A 20,159-nucleotide genomic window follows, 5' to 3' on the forward strand; every position below is an offset into this window, starting at 1 on the left:
TCAGGTGCGGTCGGCACGCTCCAGGAGGGCGGTGAGGACGTGGCCGATCCTGGCCAGCGCCGACTCGGTGGTCATCCGCCAGTGCGAGGTATGCACGGCGTGGTTGTGCACGGTGCCGTCGACGGCATCCGCCCAGGTTGCGGCCCCGGTGGCACCGGTGGGATCGTCCAGGGCCGCGGTGAAATACAGGAGGTTGCCCTTGTAGGGGCGGGGTCGGTAACGCGTGATCAGGCCCACCGCGCGGGCGCCGGCATCCAGCACCCGGTCCAGCCGGTCGGCGCCGAACGAGGCGAACGGCTCGGGCAGCTCGGCCAGCCTGCGTGCCAATCGGCGCGGATCCAGGTCGGTTTCGGCGGCGTGGTCGCCGAGCAGGCCGCCGAGCAGATCGGCCACCGGGACGGTCGCGGACTCGTCCACCGTGACCTGCCGCGAGCTGTCCAGCATGGCCAGCAGCGCGACATGCTGGCCCGCGTCCTGCAATTGGACCGCGACCGCGTGCGCCAGCACGCCGCCGAGCGACCAGCCGAGCAGGTGGTACGGGCCCTCCGGCTGCACCGCCCGGATCTCCCGCACGTACCGCGCGGCCCAGTCCTCGATCGACTCCGGCAGCGGCGCCGCGGAACTGAGCGCGGGCGACTGGATGCCGTACACGCCGCGCTCCGGGTCGATGTGGGCGGCGAGGCCGGCGAACGACCACGCGACGCCGCCCGCCGGATGCACGCAGAACAGCGGCTCCCGGCGGCCGCCGGCGCGCAGGGGCAGCAGCACGTCGAACGCGGCCGCCGCGTCGACTCGTCCACGGCCGGACCGGTGCTGGGCCAACTGGGCCACCAGCGCGCCCGGTGTCGGCGCGGAGAACAGCCACACGACCGGAATGGGCTCGGCGAGGGCCGCGCTCAGCCGGGCGGCCAGGCGGGTGGCGAGCAGGGAGTTGCCGCCGTGTTCGAAGAAGTTGTCGTCCATGCCGATCCGCTCGGCGCCGAGCACCTCCGCGAAGCAGGCGCAGAACTGCCGCTCCAGTTCCGTCGCGGGGGCGCGGAACTCGTGGGTGCGCCGGTCGAGCGCGGGCAACGCCGCCCGATCGACCTTGCCGTTCGCGTTGCGCGGCAGCGTGTCCAACTGCCGCAGCACCGCGGGCACCATGTAGCTGGGTAGCAGATCCGCCACCGCGGCGCGCAGCAGGTCCGTATCGACCGGCTCGGTGGCAGTGAAATACCCGGCCAGCATCGCGTTCTCGTCGCCGGCCTGCTGCGCGACCACGATCGCCTCGGATACCGGGGGCCGCGAGCGCAGCGCGTGCTCGATCTCGGCGAGCTCGATGCGGTAACCGCGGACCTTCACCTGGAAGTCCCGGCGCTCGACGTATTCGAGGTTCCCGTCGGCGCCCCAGCGCACCAGATCACCGGTGCGGTACAACCGGGTACCCCGCGCGCCGAACGGGTCCGCCACGAAGCGCTCGGCGGTCAATTCGGGTCTGCCGTGGTAGCCGCGGGCCAATTGCGCGCCGCCGAGGTACAGCTCGCCGGTGACGCCGGCCGGGACCGGGTGCAGCCGGTCGTCGAGCACGTAAACGCGGCTGCCGGATTCCGGTGTGCCGATGGGCACCACCGTGTGCCGCGTCCCGGGGACGGTCCGGTACCGCGTGACCGAGACCGCGGCCTCGGTCGGCCCGTACAGGTTGTCGATCCGGGCGTCGGTCTGGCCGCGCACCCGGTGGACCGTGGTCGCCGGAAGTGGTTCCCCGATGACGAGCAACCGGCGCAGCGAGCGCGGTAGTCGATCGCCCGCGGCCTCGCTCAGCATGGCCAGCAGCGACGGCACCAGGGTCGCGGTGGTCACCGAGGCACGCCGGATCAGGTCGAGGACCTGATCCGGGTCGCGGTGCGCGGCGGCGGGGGCCAGCACGATTCTGGCGCCGGTCCGTGGCGCCCACCACAATTCCCAGATCGACAGGTCGAAGGCGGCCGAGGTCAGCAGCACGGTGGCGTCGTCGGCGCCGAGCGCGTACTCCGACTGCATCCACGCCAGCTGATGGGCGACGGCGGCGTGCGGCACGGCCACGCCCTTCGGGGTGCCGGTGGAGCCGGAGGTGAAGATCAGGTACGCGGTATTCGACGGTGACAGCGGCGCCGACCGCTCGTCGTCGCGCACCGGCCGTGCGTCGATGGATGGGTCGATCGTCGAGATATCGAGCACCACAGCGTGATTCGACACGGTCACCGGCAGCATCGGATGCGCCGCCGCGGTGAGCACCAGCTCCGGGCTCGCGGCGGCGAGGATGCGCACGGTGCGATCCAGCGGGTGGGCCGGGTCGAGCGGCAGGTACGCGCCGCCCGCCGTGACCACCGCGTACATCCCGACGAGCAGCTCGACGCTACGCGGGATGGCCAGGGCGACAACCGATTCCGGCCCGACACCGCGGTCGATCAGCACGCGCGCCAACCGGTTGACCCGCGCAGCGAATTCGCCGTAGGTGAGGTTTACCGCGCCATCGACGATCGCCACCGCGTCCGGCGTCCGGGCCACCTGCGCCTCGAAACCGGAAATCAGTGTGGCCGTATCGAATTCGCGATCAGGGCGATTCCATGCGACCAGCATGCGCGCGGACTCCGCCCGGTCGAGCAGAGCCAGATCGCCGACCGGCACCCGGGGATCGGCACAGACCGCGTCGAGCACCCGTTGCAGCCTGCCCGCGAATCCGGCGACGGTGCTCTCGTCGAACAGCGCGGTCGCGTAGCTGATCGAAGCCGCCATCCCGGCCGGCACACCGTCGCTGTCGTACCGGTCGGTGACCACCAGATGCAGATCGAACTGCGCCACCTCGGCATCGAAATCCACCGCGCTGGCGGTCAAGCCGTCCAACGCGAAGTCGGCGCCCACCTGATTGTGGAAGGAGAAGCCGACCTGGAACAGCGGATGCCTGGCCGTCGACCGCTCCGGGTTCAGCACCTCCACCAACCGCTCGAACGGGACGTCGGCGTGGGCGAACGCGGCGACATCCGCGGCCCGCACCTGATCGAGCAGGTCGACGAACCCGGCACCGGCGTCGACCCGTGACCGCAGCACCAGCGTGTTCACGAACATGCCGACCACGTCGTCGAGTTCGGCGGCACCGCGCCCGGCGACCGGCGTGCCGACCGCGATGTCCGTGCTGCCGGACAGCCGGGCCAGCAGCACCGCGAACGCGGCGTGCAGCACCATGAACAGCGTGGCCCCGGACTCTCGGCCGAGGGCGACCAGACCGGCATGCGCCCCGGCGTCGATGGCGAAGTCGACGTGGCCGCCGCGGGTGGCCACGACGGCGGGCCGCGGGCGGTCGGTGGGCAGGGTCAGCTGCGCGGGCAGCCCGGCCAGGGCGGCGGTCCAGAACCGGAGCTGGCGCGAGACCAGCGAATCCGGGTCGTCCTCGGCGCCGAGCAACTCGCGTTGCCACCGGCTGTAGTCGGCGTACTGAACCGGCAGCGGGGCCCAGTCCGGCGCATGACCTCGCCTGCGCGCGGCGTAGGCGACCATCACATCCCTGGCCAGCGGCGCCAGCGACGACCCGTCCGCGGCGATGTGGTGCACGACGACCACCAGCACGTGTTCGCGCGCCACCGCGTCCACCGCGACCGGCACGAACAGCCGGGCGCGCACGGGAACCGCTTCGGCGACATCGAATCCGCCGCCGACGAAGTCCGCGACCGCGGCGGCGAGATCGTCGGCGGGAACGGCGATGGGCGCGAGCACCGGCGTGCCCGGCTCCCCCGCCGGGCGCACCAGCTGCACCGGGCCCGACTCGTGCTGCGGGTAGACGGTGCGCAGCACCTCGTGCCTGCCGACCACGTCCGCGATCGCGGCGTTCAGCGCGTCGACATCGAGTTCACCGGTCAGGCGGACGGCGAGCGGGATGTTGTAGGCCGTCGATTGCCGATCGAGGCGATTGAGGAACCACATGCGCTGCTGTGCCAGCGACAGTGGCACCGGGCCGGTTTCGGTGCGGCGCGCGAGCACCGGACCGGACGGTGCCGCGCCGGAAACCGCCGCGGCGAGCGCGCCGACGGTCGGGTGCTCGAACACCAGCCGCACGCCGACCCCGACCGCGAGCCGGTTGCCGAGCCGGGCCGCGACCTGCGTCGCGGTCAGCGAGTTGCCGCCCAGGGCGAAGAAGTCGTCGTCGAGGCCGATCCGCGTCGCGAGGCCGAGCACGTCGGCGACGACCTCGGCGACCGCCCGCTCGGCGGCGGTCCGCGGCGCGCGGAACTCGGCCACCCGGAATTCCGGTGCGGGCAGGGCCTGCCGGTCGAGCTTGCCGACCGGGGTCAACGGCAACTCGTCGAGCACCATGACCGCGGCGGGCACCATGTAGGCCGCCAGCGAGCGACCGGCATGGGCGCGCAGCTCTTCGGCATCGATCCCGCGACCGACCACATACGAAACCAGCGATGTCACGCCCGAGGCCTCCGTGTGCCCCAGGGTCACCGCCGCCTCGACCGAGGCATGAGTCGCGAGAACGGCATCGATCTCGCCGAGTTCGATGCGCAACCCACGTACCTTCACTTGCTGATCCGAGCGTCCAACGTAGTGGACCGCGCCGGTCGCGGTCCACCGCACCAGATCGCCGGCGCGATAGAGCCGCCCGCCTGCCGGACCATAGGGGTCGGCGATGAACCGCTCGGCCGAAAGACCAGGCCGTGAATGATAACCCCTGGCCAGGCCGGGTCCGCGCAGGTACAGCTCGCCGGTGACGCCGACCGGCACCGGCTGCAGCCAGCCATCGAGGACCACCGCCGACATGCCGTGGATCGGGGTGCCCATGTCGAACGGACCGTCCGGACGCAGGCGATCGCTGATCGTGGCGATGATCGTCGTCTCGGTCGGGCCGTAGGTGTTGTAGAAGGCGCGGTCACTTCCCCAGCGCCGCACCATATCCGGGCCGTAGGACTCGCCGCCGACGGTCAGGTGCCGCAGGTCGGGCAGCGCGGCCGGGTCCAGGGTGCGCACCACCGCCGGGGTGAGGAAGGCGTGCGACACTCGCTGCTCGCGCAGCAGGGTGGTCAGTTCGGCGCCGCCGTAGACGCCGGCCTGCGCGATCACCAGCGCCGCGCCCGCCGACAGGGCGAGCAGCAGTTCGAGCATGGACGCGTCGAAGCTCGGCGAGGCGACGTGCAGGATGCGGGCGGCCGCGGTGATCTCGTACCGATCACGCTGGGCGCGGGCCACGCCGGCGAGGCCCGCGTGGGTCGCGAGCACGCCCTTGGGGGTTCCGGTCGAGCCGGAGGTGTAGATCATCCAGGCCGGATTGCCCACGCGGACCGGGCGGATCAGCTCGTCCGCGGCGATCGGGATCGCGCTGGTGTGCCGCATCCGCACCGCGGTCGATGGCGCGTCGAGGACCAGCCATTCGACGTCGCCCGGCAGCATCCGGTGGGAGCGGCTCGTGGTCAGTCCGAGGGCGGCCGCGGAATCCGACAGCATGTGGGTGATGCGTTCGGCCGGGTAGGTCGGATCGACGGGGACGAAGGCGGCACCGGTCTTGGCGACCGCCCAGACCGCGAGCACCGATTCGACCGAGCGCTCGATGGCGATGGCGACCACGTCCTCGGCGCCGATGCCGTGGCCGATCAGCATTCTGGCCAGGCGGGCCGATTGTTCGTCCAGTGCGCGGTAGGTGAGGCTGCGTTCGGCCGAGATCAGCGCGGTGGCAGCGGGATTCATGGCCACGGCGGCGGTCATCAACTCGGCCAGGGTGGCCGGTTCGACGGGGTCGGCGCCGCGGCGGGCGAGCAGTTCGCCGCGTTCGGCCGGGGCGAGCAGATCCACGGCACCGATCGGGCGGTCCGGGTCGGCGGTGAGTGTGCCGAGGACGCGGCCGAATCGGCGGAGCAAGCCCGCGGCGGTGGCCGCGTCGAACAGGTCGGTGGCGTAGTCGAGTTCGACGGCTAGGTGACCGTCGGCATCGGGCTCGGCGCCGACGGTGAACTGGAGGTCGAAACGGGCCACCGGCTCGGCGAATTCGGCGGCGGTGAGCGTCAACCCGGGGACCGCGAAGGTGTCGGCGCCGGTATCGAGATAGCTCAGCGCGACGGTGAAGAGCGGATGCCGGGCCGGGGAGCGTTCGATGCCGAGCTCGTCGACCACCCGGTCGAACGGCACGGTCGCGTTGCCGAATGCGGCCAGGTCGGCGGTCCGGGTCTGGGCGATCAGGTCGGTGAACGAACGGTCGAGGTCCGGCCGGGTGCGCAGGACGACGGTATTGACGAACATGCCGACCAGGTCGTCGAGGGCCGCTTCGCCACGGCCGGCCACCGGGGTGCCGACGGCGATGTCGGTCGTATCGGACAGCCGGGCCAGCAGCACGGCCAACGCGGCGTGCACCACCATGAACGGAGTCGCGTTGTGCTGCACAGCGAGCCGGGCGATTCGGGCGGCGACGCCAGCACCGATCCGGGCACGCACGCTCGCGCCGCGCTCGGTCGCGACCGCGGGCCGTGGGCGGTCCGTCGGGAGCGTCAGTTCCGCCGGGAGGTCGCGCAGCGTCTGCGCCCAATACGAGAGTTGCTCCGGCGCGGTGGAATCCAGCGCGCCGGCCTGCCACAGCGCGTAGTCGGCGTACTGAGCGGTCAGGTCCGGCCAGTTCGGTGCTGTACCCAGTACGCGAGAGAGATAGGCGGACAGCAGGTCTCGCAGCAGCGGGCCGATCGAATAGCCGTCGGCGGCGATATGGTGCAGCACCACGACCAGCACCTGCTCGGCGTCATGCACCCGCAGCAGCACCGCGCGCACCGGCACCTCGGTCGTGACATCGAAACCGGCGACCAGGAATTCGGCGATCCGCTCGGACACCGGACGGCCGTCGGGGTCCCCGATCGCGAGCTGTATCGGTGCCGGCTCGGCGGGCAGGATCACCTGGTGGCCGCTACCGCCCGCGTCGACGGGATAGACGGTGCGCAATACCTCGTGCCGGGCAACGACATCCGCGAACGCGGCACGTAGGGCGAGCGCATCGAGTTCGCCTTCGATGCGCATCGCCACGGGAATGTTGTGGGTGGCCGAGCCGGGGTCCAGCCGGTTGAGGAACCACATGCCGCGCTGTACCGGTGCCAGCGGAATGACCTCCGGACGCGGACCCGCGAGCAACGGCACCGACTGTTCCAGCGCGGCAGCCTCATCGGTGATCGACGCGGCCAGGGCGCGCACGGTCGGCGCCTCGAAGAGCAGCCGGACCGGAACGCGACGGCCGAGCCGGGCGCCGAGCCGGGCGATCACCCGGGTGGCGATCAGGGAGTTGCCGCCGAGATCGAAGAAACTGTCATCGGCGCCGATCGGCCCGTGCGCGAGCACCGCGCCGAAGGCTTCGGCGACCAGGCGTTCGGCCGGTGTGACCGGGGCACGGAAGGCGACACGACCGAACACGGGTTCCGGCAGTGCCGTTCGATCCAGCTTTCCGGAGGCGTTGAGCGGGAACGCATCCAGCACCACGACGGCCGACGGAACCGAGTAGGACGGCAGGTTCTCGCCGGCCGCACGCAACATCTCGGCTTCGTCGACCGCGGCGCGTGCGGTGACGTAGCCGACCAGGTGGTCACCGGCGCGAGTGGCGACCACGGCCGCGGCTGCCTGGGTCACGCCGGGCACGGCGGCCAGGACCGCCTCGATCTCGCCCAGCTCCAGCCGTTGCCCACGGAACTTCACCTGGAAGTCCGTGCGGCCCAGGTACATCAGCTCCGCGGTATCGCCGTCGGCATCCCAGCGCACCAGGTCGCCGGTACGGTACATCCGCTCACCCGGTGCGCCGAAGGGGTTGGCCACGAAGCGATCCGCCGTCAGGTCGGGTCGGCCGTGGTAACCGCGGGCCAGCTGGGTACCGGCGAGGTACAACTCGCCGGCGACACCGGGCAGGGTCGGGCGCAGCCGCGAATCCAGCACATAGACCCGGCTGTTCCACTCTGGGTTGCCGATCGGCAGCACCGCGCCGCCGCGCTCGCCGGTGACGTCGCGGTAGGTGATGCTCACCGTCGCCTCGGTCGGGCCGTACAGGTTGTGCAGGCGAGCCCGGCTGACGGCGCCGAAGGCCCGCACCGTCTCGGCGGGCAGTGCCTCGCCGATCACGAAGACGGCGCGCAGCGAGGCGAGCGCCGCCCGCCGCCCGGCAGTTTCGACATGTCCGGCGAACACGCTGAGCATCGAGGGCACGAAGTCGGTGAGGGTGACGCCGTTGGCCTCGATGACCTCGGTCAGGTAGCCGGGATCGCGATGGCCGTCCGGCGCGGCGAGCACCAGGGATGCGCCGATGCGCAGGGGCAGGAAGTATCCCCAGAGCGATACGTCGAAGGTGGTCGCCGTTTTCTGGAGATACACGTCGTCGGCGGTGAGCCGATACTCCGCCTGCATCCAGGTCATCTGGTTGACGATCGCGGCGTGGGAAACGCTGACGCCCTTCGGTTTTCCGGTGGAACCAGAGGTGAAGAGCACGTAGGCCGGGTGCTGCGGGTGAATCGGCGAGCGCCGCTCGGGCACCGCGATCGGGTCATCCGGATAGCCGTCGAGCGCGAGTTCATCGATACGCATGATCGGCCCGGCATAGTCGAGGCCGACCCGATCGGCCGCGGTGGTGAGCAGTGCCGCGGGTCGCGCGGTGTCGAGGATGTGCGCGTTCCGGCGCGCCGGATGATCCGGATCGATCGGCACGTAGGCGCCGCCCGCCTTGAGCACCGCGTACATGGCGACCACCAGGTCCGCCGAACGCCGGATCGCCAGCGCCACCAGCGATTCCGGACCGATGTCGGCCGCGATCAGGTGCCGGGCCAGCTGGTTGGTCCGGCGGTCCAGCTCGCCGTAGGTCATCGTCGTGACGGCGGCGCCGTCGTCCGGGACGACGATCAGTGCCGGATCGTCCGGTGTCGCCGCGGCCTGCGCCTCGAATTCGTCGAGCAGCATCTCCGCCAGGCAGGCGGTATGCGCGGAGTCGTTCCACTCGGCCACCACTCGATGCAGCTCACCGGCGCCGAACAGGTCGATGTCGCCGACCGCCTGCTCCGGGTCGGTGGTCACGGCGTCGAGCAGCCGGAGGAACCGGGATCCGAAGTTCGCTACCGTGTCCTCGTCGAAAAGGTCTGTGGCATAAGTGAACTGGATCGCGCTGTCGGTCACGGTCAGCTGCAGATCGAATGGCGTTGTCCGGTGGTCCAACTCGTATTCGGTGACGGTGACGCCCGCCATATCGAGTTCGACGTGGGCGAGGTTCTGGAAGAACAACGCGATCTGGAACAGCGGATGCCGCGCCTCGGATCGAGGCGGATCGAGGACCTCGACCAGCCGCTCGAACGGCACCTCGGCATGGGCGAAGGCGTCCAGATCGGTGTCGCGCACTCGGCGCAGAATCTCGGCGAACGTGTCGGCTCCGGCGACCTCGGCGCGCAGCACGAGAGTGTTGACGAACATCCCGACCAGCTCGTCCAGCGCGGCGTCGCCGCGACCCGCGATCGGTGCGCCGATGGCGATGTCGCCGGTGCCGGACAGGCGGGCCAGCACAGTGGCGAGCGCGGCGTGCACGACCATGAACGGGGTCGCGTCGTAGCGCGCCGCTATCGCGGTAATACCCGCCCGGACAGCACGATCCAGCTCGACCGACGTGCTGGACGCGGCGTGTGAGGCGATGGCAGGGCGCGGTCGATCGGTAGGTAGATCGAGCTGCACGGGCAATGCCCGCAGCGCCTCCCGCCAGTAGCGCAGTTGGCGCGCGGCCACCGATTCCGCATCCGATTCGGCGCCGAGCACTTCGCGCTGCCACAGCGCGTAATCGGCGTACTGCACGCTCAATTCGGTCCAGGCGGGCGCGGTTCGGGTGGCGCGTGCGGCGTAGGCGGTGGCGATATCGCGGGCCAGCGGCGCCATCGAGAAGCCGTCGGCCGCGATGTGATGCACGACGAGGGCGAGCAGGTGGGCACGATCCGACAACCGGATCAGCCCGATGCGCACCGGCACCTCGCTCGTCACGTCGAACGGCGTGGCAACGAATCCCGGCAGCGCGGCAGGCGAATCGAGCGGTCGCAGCGACGGCGCCTGACCGGGTTCGAGAATCCGCTGGTAACCGGTGCCGTCGTGGTCCGGGTAGACCGTACGCAGCGTCTCGTGCCTGCCGACCACGTCGGCGACGGCGGCGGCCAGCGTATTCGGGTCCAGGTACCCGGTGAGCCGGACCACGACCGGAATATTGTGCACGGTGGCGTCGGGGTCGAAACGGTTGAGGAACCACATGCGCTGCTGGGCCGGCGACAGCGGCACCAGCTCGGGACGCGGGCGTGCGGTGAGCGGCGGCCTGCTGCCGGTACCGATCTGCCGCTGCGCCCGCGCCGCCAATCCGGCGACGGTCGGCGCCTCGAACAGCATCCGCACCGGGACTTCGGCGTCGAACGCGGTGCCGAGCCGGGCGGCGACCTGCGTCGCGATCAGCGAATTGCCGCCGAGGGCGAAGAAGTCGTCGTCGGCGCCGACCCGGTCCAGGCCGAGGAGTTCGCCCATGATGCCCGCGACCGCGCGTTCGGTGTCGGTGGCCGGTGCGCGATAGGCGGCCGCCTCGAAGACCGGTGTGGGCAGCGCTGTGCGGTCGATCTTGCCGGAGGTGTTGAGCGGCAACGCATCCAGCGGCACGATCGCCGAAGGAACCAGGTGCGCGGGCAATTCCGCGCTCAGCGCGGACCGGAGCGCGTCGATGTCCAGCGAATGCCCCTTGGCAGCAATAACGTACGCCACCAGCCGGTCACCGAGCCGTTCCTCGGAGTGCACCACCACGACCGCCTGGGCGATCGAATCCACCGTGGTCAGCGCGGTCTCGATCTCGCCGAGTTCGATCCGCACTCCGCGCAGCTTCACCTGGAAATCGGTGCGGCCCAGGTACTCCACTTCGCCATCGCCGTTCCACTTCACCAGATCGCCGGTGCGATACATCCGCTCACCACCGGCGAACGGATTCGCGACGAACCGGTCCGCGGTCAGATCCGGCCGGGCCAGGTAGCCGAGCGCCAGTTGCGCTCCCGACAGGTACAGCTCCCCCGGTACCCCGACCGGGACCGGTCGCAGCCGCGAATCCAGCACCAGCAGCCGGGTATTGAACACCGGCCTGCCGATCGGGACGCAGACCACATCGGCCGCGGTCACCTCGTGGAAGGTGACGTCGACGGTGGCCTCCGTCGGTCCGTACAGGTTGTGCACCCGCGCTCCGATCACCTCACGCGCCCGCTGCGCGGCCAGCGCGGGCAATGCCTCACCGGAGGCGAATACGTTGCGGAGCGTAATGCACTCGTTTGCCCTTCGCTCGGCAATGAACATCGACAGCATGGCGGGCACGAAATGGGCCGTGGTCACCCGCTCTTCGATGATCAAGCGGGCTAGATAAGCGGGGTCGCGATGGCCGGCCGGGCGGGCGACGACCAGGCGCGCACCGACCTGCAACGGCCAGAAGAACTCCCACACCGAGACGTCGAAAGTGGCCGGGGTCTTCTGCAATACCGCGTCCTCGGCGGTGAGGGGATAGGTCTGCTGCATCCAGTGCAGCCGGTTCACGACGGCGGTGTGCGGCACGGCGACCCCCTTGGGCCTGCCGGTCGAGCCGGAGGTGAACAGGACGTAGGCGGTGTGCGCCGCGGTGAGCACGCCGACCCGGTCCAGGTCGGTCAGCGGGGTCGGCGGGTAGCCGGTCAGATCCAGTCGGTCGATGCGGATCTGGCGGGCCGCGACACCGTCCAGGTCCATGCCGGAGGTGAGCACGCAGACCGGCCTGGCGGTCCCGAGCACGTGGCCGACGCGCTCGGCGGGATGGTCGGGATCGAGCGGTACGTAGGCGCCGCCGGCCACGGTGACCGCGTACATGCCGGTGAGCAGATCGATCGAGCGCCGCATGCCGAGCGCGACCAGCGAGTCCGGGCCGACACCCTGATCCACGAGCCACCGGGCCAGGCGGTGCACCTTCGCGGCGAAGCCCGCGTACGACAGACTCGTGCCGTCGAAGGTGAGCGCCGTCGCTTCCGGCGTTCTGGCCACCTGCGCCTCGAACAGGGAGACCAGCGTCTGCCCGGGCGCCATCGGGTGCGTGGTGTCGTTCCACCGGTTCAGCACGAGCGCGCGCTCCGCGGCATCCAGGAGCTCGATATCGCCGAGCACGACGGACGGGTTCACGGTCACAGCGTCGAGGACACGTACGAACCGGGCCACGAACGACTCCGCGGTGCGGCGGTCGAACAGGTCCGTCGCATAGCGCAGCACGCCGCGCACCGCGGTGCCCGCCTCGGCGACGTGCTCGGCGAGTTCGAGACTGAGATCGAATTGCGCGACCCGGCTGTCGATCGGGTACGCCGACACCTCCAGTCCGGGGAGCCGCAGCACGGTGTCGTCGCGGTGCTCGAAGGTCAGCAACGTTTGCACGATCGGGGAATGCGACTGTGCGCGTTCCGGATTCAGCTCCTCGACGAGCCGCTCGAAGGGCAGGTCGGCGTGGGCGAACGCGCGCACATCGGTGTCGCGCACCTGGCTCAGCAGTTCCGCGAAGGACATGTCCGATGCTACGCGGGAGCGCAGGACGAGGGTGTTCACGAACATCCCGACCAGGTCGTCCAGTGCCGCTTCGGAGCGCCCCGCGATGGGGGTGCCGATGGCGACGTCGTCCACCCGGGCGAGCCTGGCCAGCACCGTGGCGAAGGCGGCGTGGATCACCATGAACGACGAAACCCCATGCCTGCGCGCGAGATCCGCGATCGATCCGGTCAGTTCGGCGGACACGGCGAAGTCGATGGCGGCGCCGCGCCCGGAGGCGACCGGCGGTCGGGGGCGGTCGGCGGGCAGTTCGAGCACCGGGGCGAGCCCGGCGAGTTCCGTGCGCCAGTGCGCGATCTGCGCGGCCAGCGGCGATCGGGGGTCGTCGGCCGCCCCGAGCACCTCGTGCTGCCACAGCGTGAAGTCGACGTACTGAACCGGGAGCGGTCGCCACTGCGGCGCGACGCCCGTGTTCCGTGCGGTGTAGGCAACCATCAGATCCCGCGCGAGCGGCGCGGTCGAGACGCCGTCCGCGGCGATGTGGTGCACCACGACGACGAGCACGTGGTCGTCCGGCGCGACGCGGAACAGCCTCGCCCGCAACGGCATTGCGCTGCGCAGGTCGAACCCGGCGGCGGTCACCGCCAGTACGGCCGAGGCGAGGTCTGGTTCGGCCACGTCGATGGGCGACAGGTCGAGCGCGGGCACCTCGTCGCCGGACAGCACCACCTGGGTCGGCCCGAGCCGGTCCGCCGGGAATACCGTGCGCAGCGATTCGTGCCGATCGATGACATCACGCAGGGCTATCCGCAACGCGTCCGCATCCAGCGCGCCGGCCAGCCGGATGGTGATCGGGATGTGATAGACGGCGGATTCCGGATCGAGGCGATTCAGCAGCCACATCCGAGTCTGCGCGAGCGACAGAGGAATACGGGCCGGACGCGCTCGGATCGACAGTTCCGGCCGTGCGGGCACACCGGACGGCAGCGCGGAAGCCATTACCCGCGCGGCGAGTTCGGCCACCGTCGGTGCTTCGAATACCGCGCGCACCGTCAGCGCACACCCGAATGCCGCATTGGCCCTGGCGACCAGCCGCATAGCGAGCAGTGAGTTGCCGCCGCGGGCGAAGAAGTCGTCGTCCGCACCGATCCGGCCGCCGCTCCCGCCGACCAGGTCCGCGATCAGCGCGGCGAGCACCGATTCGGCGCCCTCCCGGGGAGCGCGGAATCCCACCGCCCTGCCGGTGAATTCGACGGCGGGCAGCGCGGCCCGGTCGAGCTTGCCGACGGTGGTCAGCGGCATCTCGTCGAGCACGACCAGATGTGCGGGAACCATGTACGCGGGCAAGCGCTCCCGCAGGTCGTCCAGCACCGCTTCGGGATTCGGCTGCGCGCCGGTCACATAACCGACCATGCCTGCATATCCGGCCGTGTCCCTAGCGAGCAGCACGGCGGCGTTCGTGACGCCCGCCGTCCCGGCCAAGGCGGCCTCGATCTCGCCGAGCTCGATCCGCTGGCCACGCAGCTTGATCTGGAAGTCGTTGCGGCCCAGATACACCAGGTCGCCGTTCCGGTTCCAGCGCACCAGGTCACCGGTGCGGTACATCAGCCGCCCCGGCACGCCGAACGGGTCCGCGGTGAACCGTTCCGCGGTCAATCCGGGGCGACCCTGATAGCCGCGCGCCAGTTGGTCACCCGCGAGGTACAGCTCACCGGTGACCCCGATCGGCACCGGCCGCAGCCGTGCGTCCAGCACGTACGTGCGGGTGTTCCAGCACGGCCTGCCGATGGCCACGTCCAGGCCGGATTCCACATCGGCGGTGGTGAATTCGTGGAAGACCGCCGAGATCGCCGCCTCCGTCGGCCCGTACGCGTTGTGCACCGCACCGTCGAGGGTGGAGCGGAGCGCCGCGAGCAGATCCGGCGTGAGCGCCTCGCCACCGCAGTGCAGGTGCCGGAGCGAGCGCAACGCGTCGCCCATGCCCTCGCCGATCAGCGCGGCGAGCACCGACGGCACGTATTCGGCGATGGTGATGCCGTAGGTGCGGAGCAGGTCCGCGAGGTAGGCCAGGTCGAGATGCCCACCGGGCCGGGCGATCACCAGTGGAGCCCCCACCGCGATCGGCAGGAAGCACTCCCAGACCGACACGTCGAAGGTCAGCGGGGCGCGTTGCAGGATTCGGTCGGCGGCACTCACCTCGTAGCGGAACTCCAGCCAGCGCAGCTGATTCATGATGGCGCAGTGGGTGACGGCGACGCCCTTGGGGCGGCCGGTGGAACCGGAGGTGAACAGCACGTAGGCCGTATTGTCTTGGCGTAGCGGGGCTCTGCGCCCGGCATCGGTCACCGGAGCGGCCGAGAACTCGGCCACCGGAAGCTCGGCGAGGTCGACGACACGCACGCCGTCCAGCTCCGGCAGTTCGGCACCGCCCGCGGTCAGCACCAATGCCGGTGCGGCGCTCGCGATGACCTGCGCGATCCGGTCGGCGGGATGGGCGGGATCGATGGGCAGGTACGCGCCGCCCGCGCGCACGATCGCGCACATCGTCACGAGCATGTCGACGGAACGCAGGGCCGCGAGGCCGACGATCGACTCCGGGCCGACGCCCGCCGAAATGAGCCAGCGGGCCAGGCGATTCACCCGGGACCCGAGTTCCGCATAGGTCACCGCGGTGCCCTCGTAGTACACACCGATCTCGCCGCCGCTCGCCCGGACCCGGGTGGTGAGCAGATCGTCGAGCGTCTCCGGCGGCAGCGCCCGGGCGGTGGCGTTGCGATCGCACAGCAGCAGGCCGCGTTCGGCGCTCGACATCAGGTCGACGTTCGCGACCAGCGTGCGCGGGTCGCGCACCAGTGCGCGCAGCACGCGTTCGAAGGCAGCCAGGTAGTCGCGCACGGTCTGCTCGTCGAACAGGTCGAGCGCGTAGTGCAGGTGAACGTCGATGCCCGCGGGTGTGCCGTTCGCGTCGTAGCGGTCGGTCAGCGTCCAGTCCAGGTCGAGTTGGATCGGCGCCGGGCCGACCTCGAGTGCGGCGATGTTCAGCCGGTGCAGCCGGAAGTCGGGGTCGGCCTGGTTCTGCAGGGTGAGCGCGACCTGGTACAGCGGTGAGTGCGCTTGCGAGCGGACGGGATTCAACGCGTCGACGAGTTGCTCGAACGGCACCATGGCGTGGTCGAAGGCGGCGAGATCGGCGGTGCGCACGGTGGCCAGCAGCTCGGCCAGGGTCGCGTCCGGTCGAATCTCGGTGCGCAGCACCAGGGTATTGACGAACATGCCGACGAGTTCGTCGAGGGCGGCGTCACCGCGTCCCGCGACGGGCGCCCCGATCACGATGTCGGTGGTGCCCGCGTAGCGGCTCAGCACCACCGCCAGCGCGGCGTGCAACACCATGAACGGCGTCACCCGGTGCGCGCCCGCCAGGTCTTGAATCTCTTGGTGCAGAACGGGATCCAGCCGACCGAGGACGGCTGCGCCGCGGTTGGTGGCGACCGCGGGCCGCGGCCGGTCCGACGGCAGGGTGAGCACCTCGGGGATGCCCGCGAGCCGCCCCGTCCAGTACCCCAGCCTGCGCGACAGCACGGAGCGCCGGTCCTCGATCGAGCCGAGCGTCGCCCGCTGCCAGACCGCGAAGTCGGCGTACTGCACCGGAAGCGGGCTCCACGCCGGCGCCGTATCCGCGCAGCGCGCGACGTACGCCGCGGCCAGATCGCGGGTCAACGGCGCGAAGGACCAGCCGTCGGCGGCGATGTGATGGACGACGAACAGCAAGACGTGTACCCGGCCACCCGGCAGGACGGCCGATTCGCCATCGTCCAAGCGCAACAGGCGAACTCGCAGCGGTACCTCGGCGGTGACGTCGAAGCCGCTCGATGCCGCGGCGGCGATCAGGGCGGGCAGTTCGGCGGGGTGGACGGAACGGGCCACCAGGTCGACCAGCTTCGTCTCCGCAGGCAGCACGACCTGGGTAGCGGCACCGTCTTGTTCGGGGTAGATCGTGCGCAGCGTCTCGTGCCGGGCGATCACGTCGGCAATCGCCGCCTCCAGGGCGGGCACGTTCAGGGCGCCGGTGAGCCGCAACGCGAAGGGAATGTTGTAGCCGCTGCCCGTGGTGTCGAATCGATTGAGGAACCACATGCGCTGCTGGGCGATCGACAGCGGGATCGGGTCGGGGCGAACCTGTGCCGTCACCGGCGGCAGGACAGCAGGTTCGGCGTCCGGTCGGCCGACGGCGAGCCTGCGCGCCAATTCACGCACGGTGGGTGCGTCGAAGATCGTGCGCACCGGAACCGCGGTGCCCGTCGCCTTCCCGAGGCGGGCAGCGAGTTGGGTGGCGATCAGCGAGTTTCCGCCAAGGGCGAAGAAGTCATCCCCGGCACCGACGCGCTCGGCGCCGAGCAGTGCGGTAAACGTCTCGGCCACCAGCGATTCCGCGTCCCCGATCGGCTCCTCGAACACAGCGGGCGCGAAGACCGGCGCGGGCAACGCCTTTCGATCGAGCTTGCCGGAGGCATTGACCGGCAGCCGGTCCAGTAGCACGAAAGCGTGCGGCACCAGATACCCCGGCAGCCGCTTCGCCAATTCGGTACGTAACCGATCGCTGTCGACCGAGCCGCCCGCCACCAGGTAGGCCACCAGTTGATCACCGTTCGCGTGGTCGTCTCGAACCAGCACGACGGCTTGGGCGACGTCGGGCAGGGACAGCAGCGCCGATTCGATCTCGCCCAGCTCGATCCGCAGGCCGCGGATCTTCACCTGGAAGTCGCTGCGGCCCAGGAAATCCAATTCGCCGGTCGGTGTCCAGGCCACGAGGTCGCCGGTGCGATACATGCGACCGCCGGCCGGATCGAACAGGTCGGCCACGAACCGGTCGGCCGTCAGATCCGCCCGGCCCCAATAGCCGCGAGCCAACTGCGCCCCCGCCAGATACAGCTCGCCCGGCACCCCCACCGGCACGGGACGCAGCCGTGCGTCGAGCACATACGTGCGGGTGTTCCAGATCGGCGCGCCCATCGGCACCGTCTGCGTGTCAGCGTCGGTGACCTCATGGAATGTCACCTCGACCGCGGCCTCGGTGGGCCCGTATCCGTTGTGCACCCGGGCGCCGGTCAGCTCGCGCGCCCGCTGGGCCGTGCCCGCCGGCAGTGCCTCGCCGGAACAGAACACCTCCCGCAGCGTGGGTACCTCGATCCCGTCCGCGACGAACACCGCCAGCATCGACGGCACGAAGTGCGCGGCGGTCACGCCCTCGCGCCGCATCAGCTCACCGAGATACGCGGGGTCCTGATGACCGTCCGGCTTCGCGAGCACCAGCCGCGCGCCGACCTGCAACGGCCAGAAGAACTCCGGCACCGACACATCGAAGGTGGCCGGGGTCTTCTGCACCAGCACGTCGCCGGCATCCAGCGCGACGTAGGCGGACTGCATCCACCGAAGCCGGTTCACGATGCCCGCGTGGCTCATCGCCACCCCCTTCGGCCGTCCGGTCGAGCCGGACGTGAACAGGACGTACGCGATATTCGCGGGACGCAGCGGCGCCTGCCGGTCCGCGTCGGTCAGCGGTGCGTCCGAGTAGCCGGACAGGTCGAGTCGATCGATACGCTGCTGCGCTACCTCGAGATTCAGCTCCGCGCCCGCGGTGAGCACGCAGAGCGGGGCGGCGGTGTCGAGGATGTAGCCGGTGCGCTCAGCCGGGTGATCCGGATCGAGCGGCAGATAACCGCCGCCGGCGGTGACGACCGCGTACATGCCGACCACCAGATCGACCGAGCGCCGCATCCCCAGCGCGACCAGCGAATCCGGGCCGACACCCTGTCTCACGAGCCAACGCGCCAGCCGATTCACCCGGCCCGCGAGCTCGGCGTAGGACAGACTCGTGCCCTCGGAGGTGAGCGCTACCGCCGTCGGCGTGCGGGCTGCCTGCCGGGCGAACAGCGCAGCGAGCGTGCACGTCTCGCCGATCGGCTGGGCGGTGTCGTTCCACCGGCGCAGCACGAGTTCCCGTTCGGCGTCCGTGAGCAGTTCGACATCGCCGATCTTCTGCTCCGGGTCCGCCGCCGCGGCGCCGAGCATCCGCAGAAAGCGGGCAACGAACGATTCGATGGTCGCCGGGTCGTACAGATCGGTGGCGTAGCGCAGGCTGCTGGTGAGCGCCGAGCCGTCCTGCTGCTCGTTGACCACCAGGTGCAGATCGAATTTCGCGCCACTGTCCTCGACCTCGACCGGCTCGATCGCGAGCCACGGCACCTCGAGCGCGCCGGGGCCGAGCACCCGTTGCGCCGCGCCGAAGCTGAGCAGCACCTGGAACAGTGGATGCGCGCCGGTGCCGCGGTCGACCGCCATGGCGTCGACCAACCGCTCGAAGGGCAGGTCGGCGTTGGCGAACGCGGCCAGATCGACGTCGCGTGTGTGCCGGACCAGCTCGCGGAACGAGGAATCCGCGGCCACGGGCGTGCGCAGGGCCAACGTGTTGACGAACATGCCGATGAGCGCGTCGAGTTCGCGTTCGCCGCGTCCGCCGAGGGGCGAACCGAGCACGATGTCGTCGCTACCGCTCAACCGGGCGAGCGTCGCCGCGAACGCGGCGTGCAGCACCATGAACAAGGTGGCGCCGCAGCGCCGCGCGACCTCGCGCAGGCCGGAGACCACCGCCGGCTCGACCGTGAAGTCCACTGCGGAACCACGATTCGAGGGCGTCGCCGGTCGCGGGCGATCGGCCGGCAAGCCGGTCTGTGCCGGTGCGCCGTCGAGCACGTCCCGCCAGAAGCGCAACTGCTGATAGGCCAGATCACCGGGGACGTCCGGCTCGCCGAGCAATTCCCGTTGCCACAGGCTGTAATCCGCGTACTGCACCGGAAGCTCCGCCCAGTCCGGTGCGTGGCCGATCAATCGGGCGAGGTACGCGCGGACCAGATCGGTGACCAGCGGCGGCATCGAGAGCGCGTCGGCGGCGATGTGGTGGACCACGAACACGAGCACGTACTCGTCGCCGATGACGCCGCGCGCGTCGTCGACTCGGTCGACCAGTAGCAGCGCTACCCGGGCGGGCAGTTCGGCGGTGACGTCGAATCCGGCTCGGGCGATCGCGGCGACCGCCGACCCGACTAGAGACCGTTCGACGGAAACCGGTTTGAGCACGAGGCCGATATCCGCGCCGTCCAGAATCAGTTGGTATGGGCCGGTTTCGGTTTCCGGGTAGAGAGTGCGCAGCGACTCGTGCCGGATCAGCACGTCGACCACCGCACGCTCCAGCGCGGCGACATCGAGCCGGCCGGTGAGCCGGAGAACTACCGGCAGGTTGTAGACGCCGGACGAACCATCCTGGGTCTCCAGACGATTGAGGAACCACAACCGTTGCTGCGCGGGCGACAGCGGAATGCGCTCCGGTCGATTTCGTCGAGTCAACGCAGGCCGGAGCACCCCGGCGGTGCTCAGGTCATCGACGGCCGCCGAGAAGCGCTCGACCGTGGCCGCTTCGAACAAGGCGCGCAGGGGAACTCGAACGCCGATGGCCTCGCCCACCCGGGCGGTCACCTGGGTCGCGTCCAGCGAACTGCCACCGAGCGCGAAGAAGTCGTCGTCCAGACCGACCCGGTCGACGCGCAGCACTTCGGTGAAAACCGCGGCGACCAACCGCTGCGCCGCGTCGACCG

Annotated in this window: 1 protein-coding gene (cut by a window edge); it reads right to left on the reverse strand. The window is 70.6% G+C overall.

Going from position 1 to position 20,159, the window contains the following annotated elements; translation table 11 throughout:
• A protein-coding gene (locus tag ACFQ9K_RS33370) for a non-ribosomal peptide synthase/polyketide synthase (RefSeq protein WP_378713678.1) crosses the window boundary here: on the reverse strand, positions 1-20,159 show its 3' portion. 5,095 nt of this gene lie beyond the right edge of the window; 20,159 of the gene's 25,254 nt are visible here — the last part of the coding sequence; the start codon falls outside the window, past its right edge; its stop codon occupies positions 1-3.

Origin of the sequence: Nocardia sp. NPDC056564 (assembly GCF_042793755.1) — a bacterium.
Taxonomy (GTDB): domain Bacteria; phylum Actinomycetota; class Actinomycetes; order Mycobacteriales; family Mycobacteriaceae; genus Nocardia.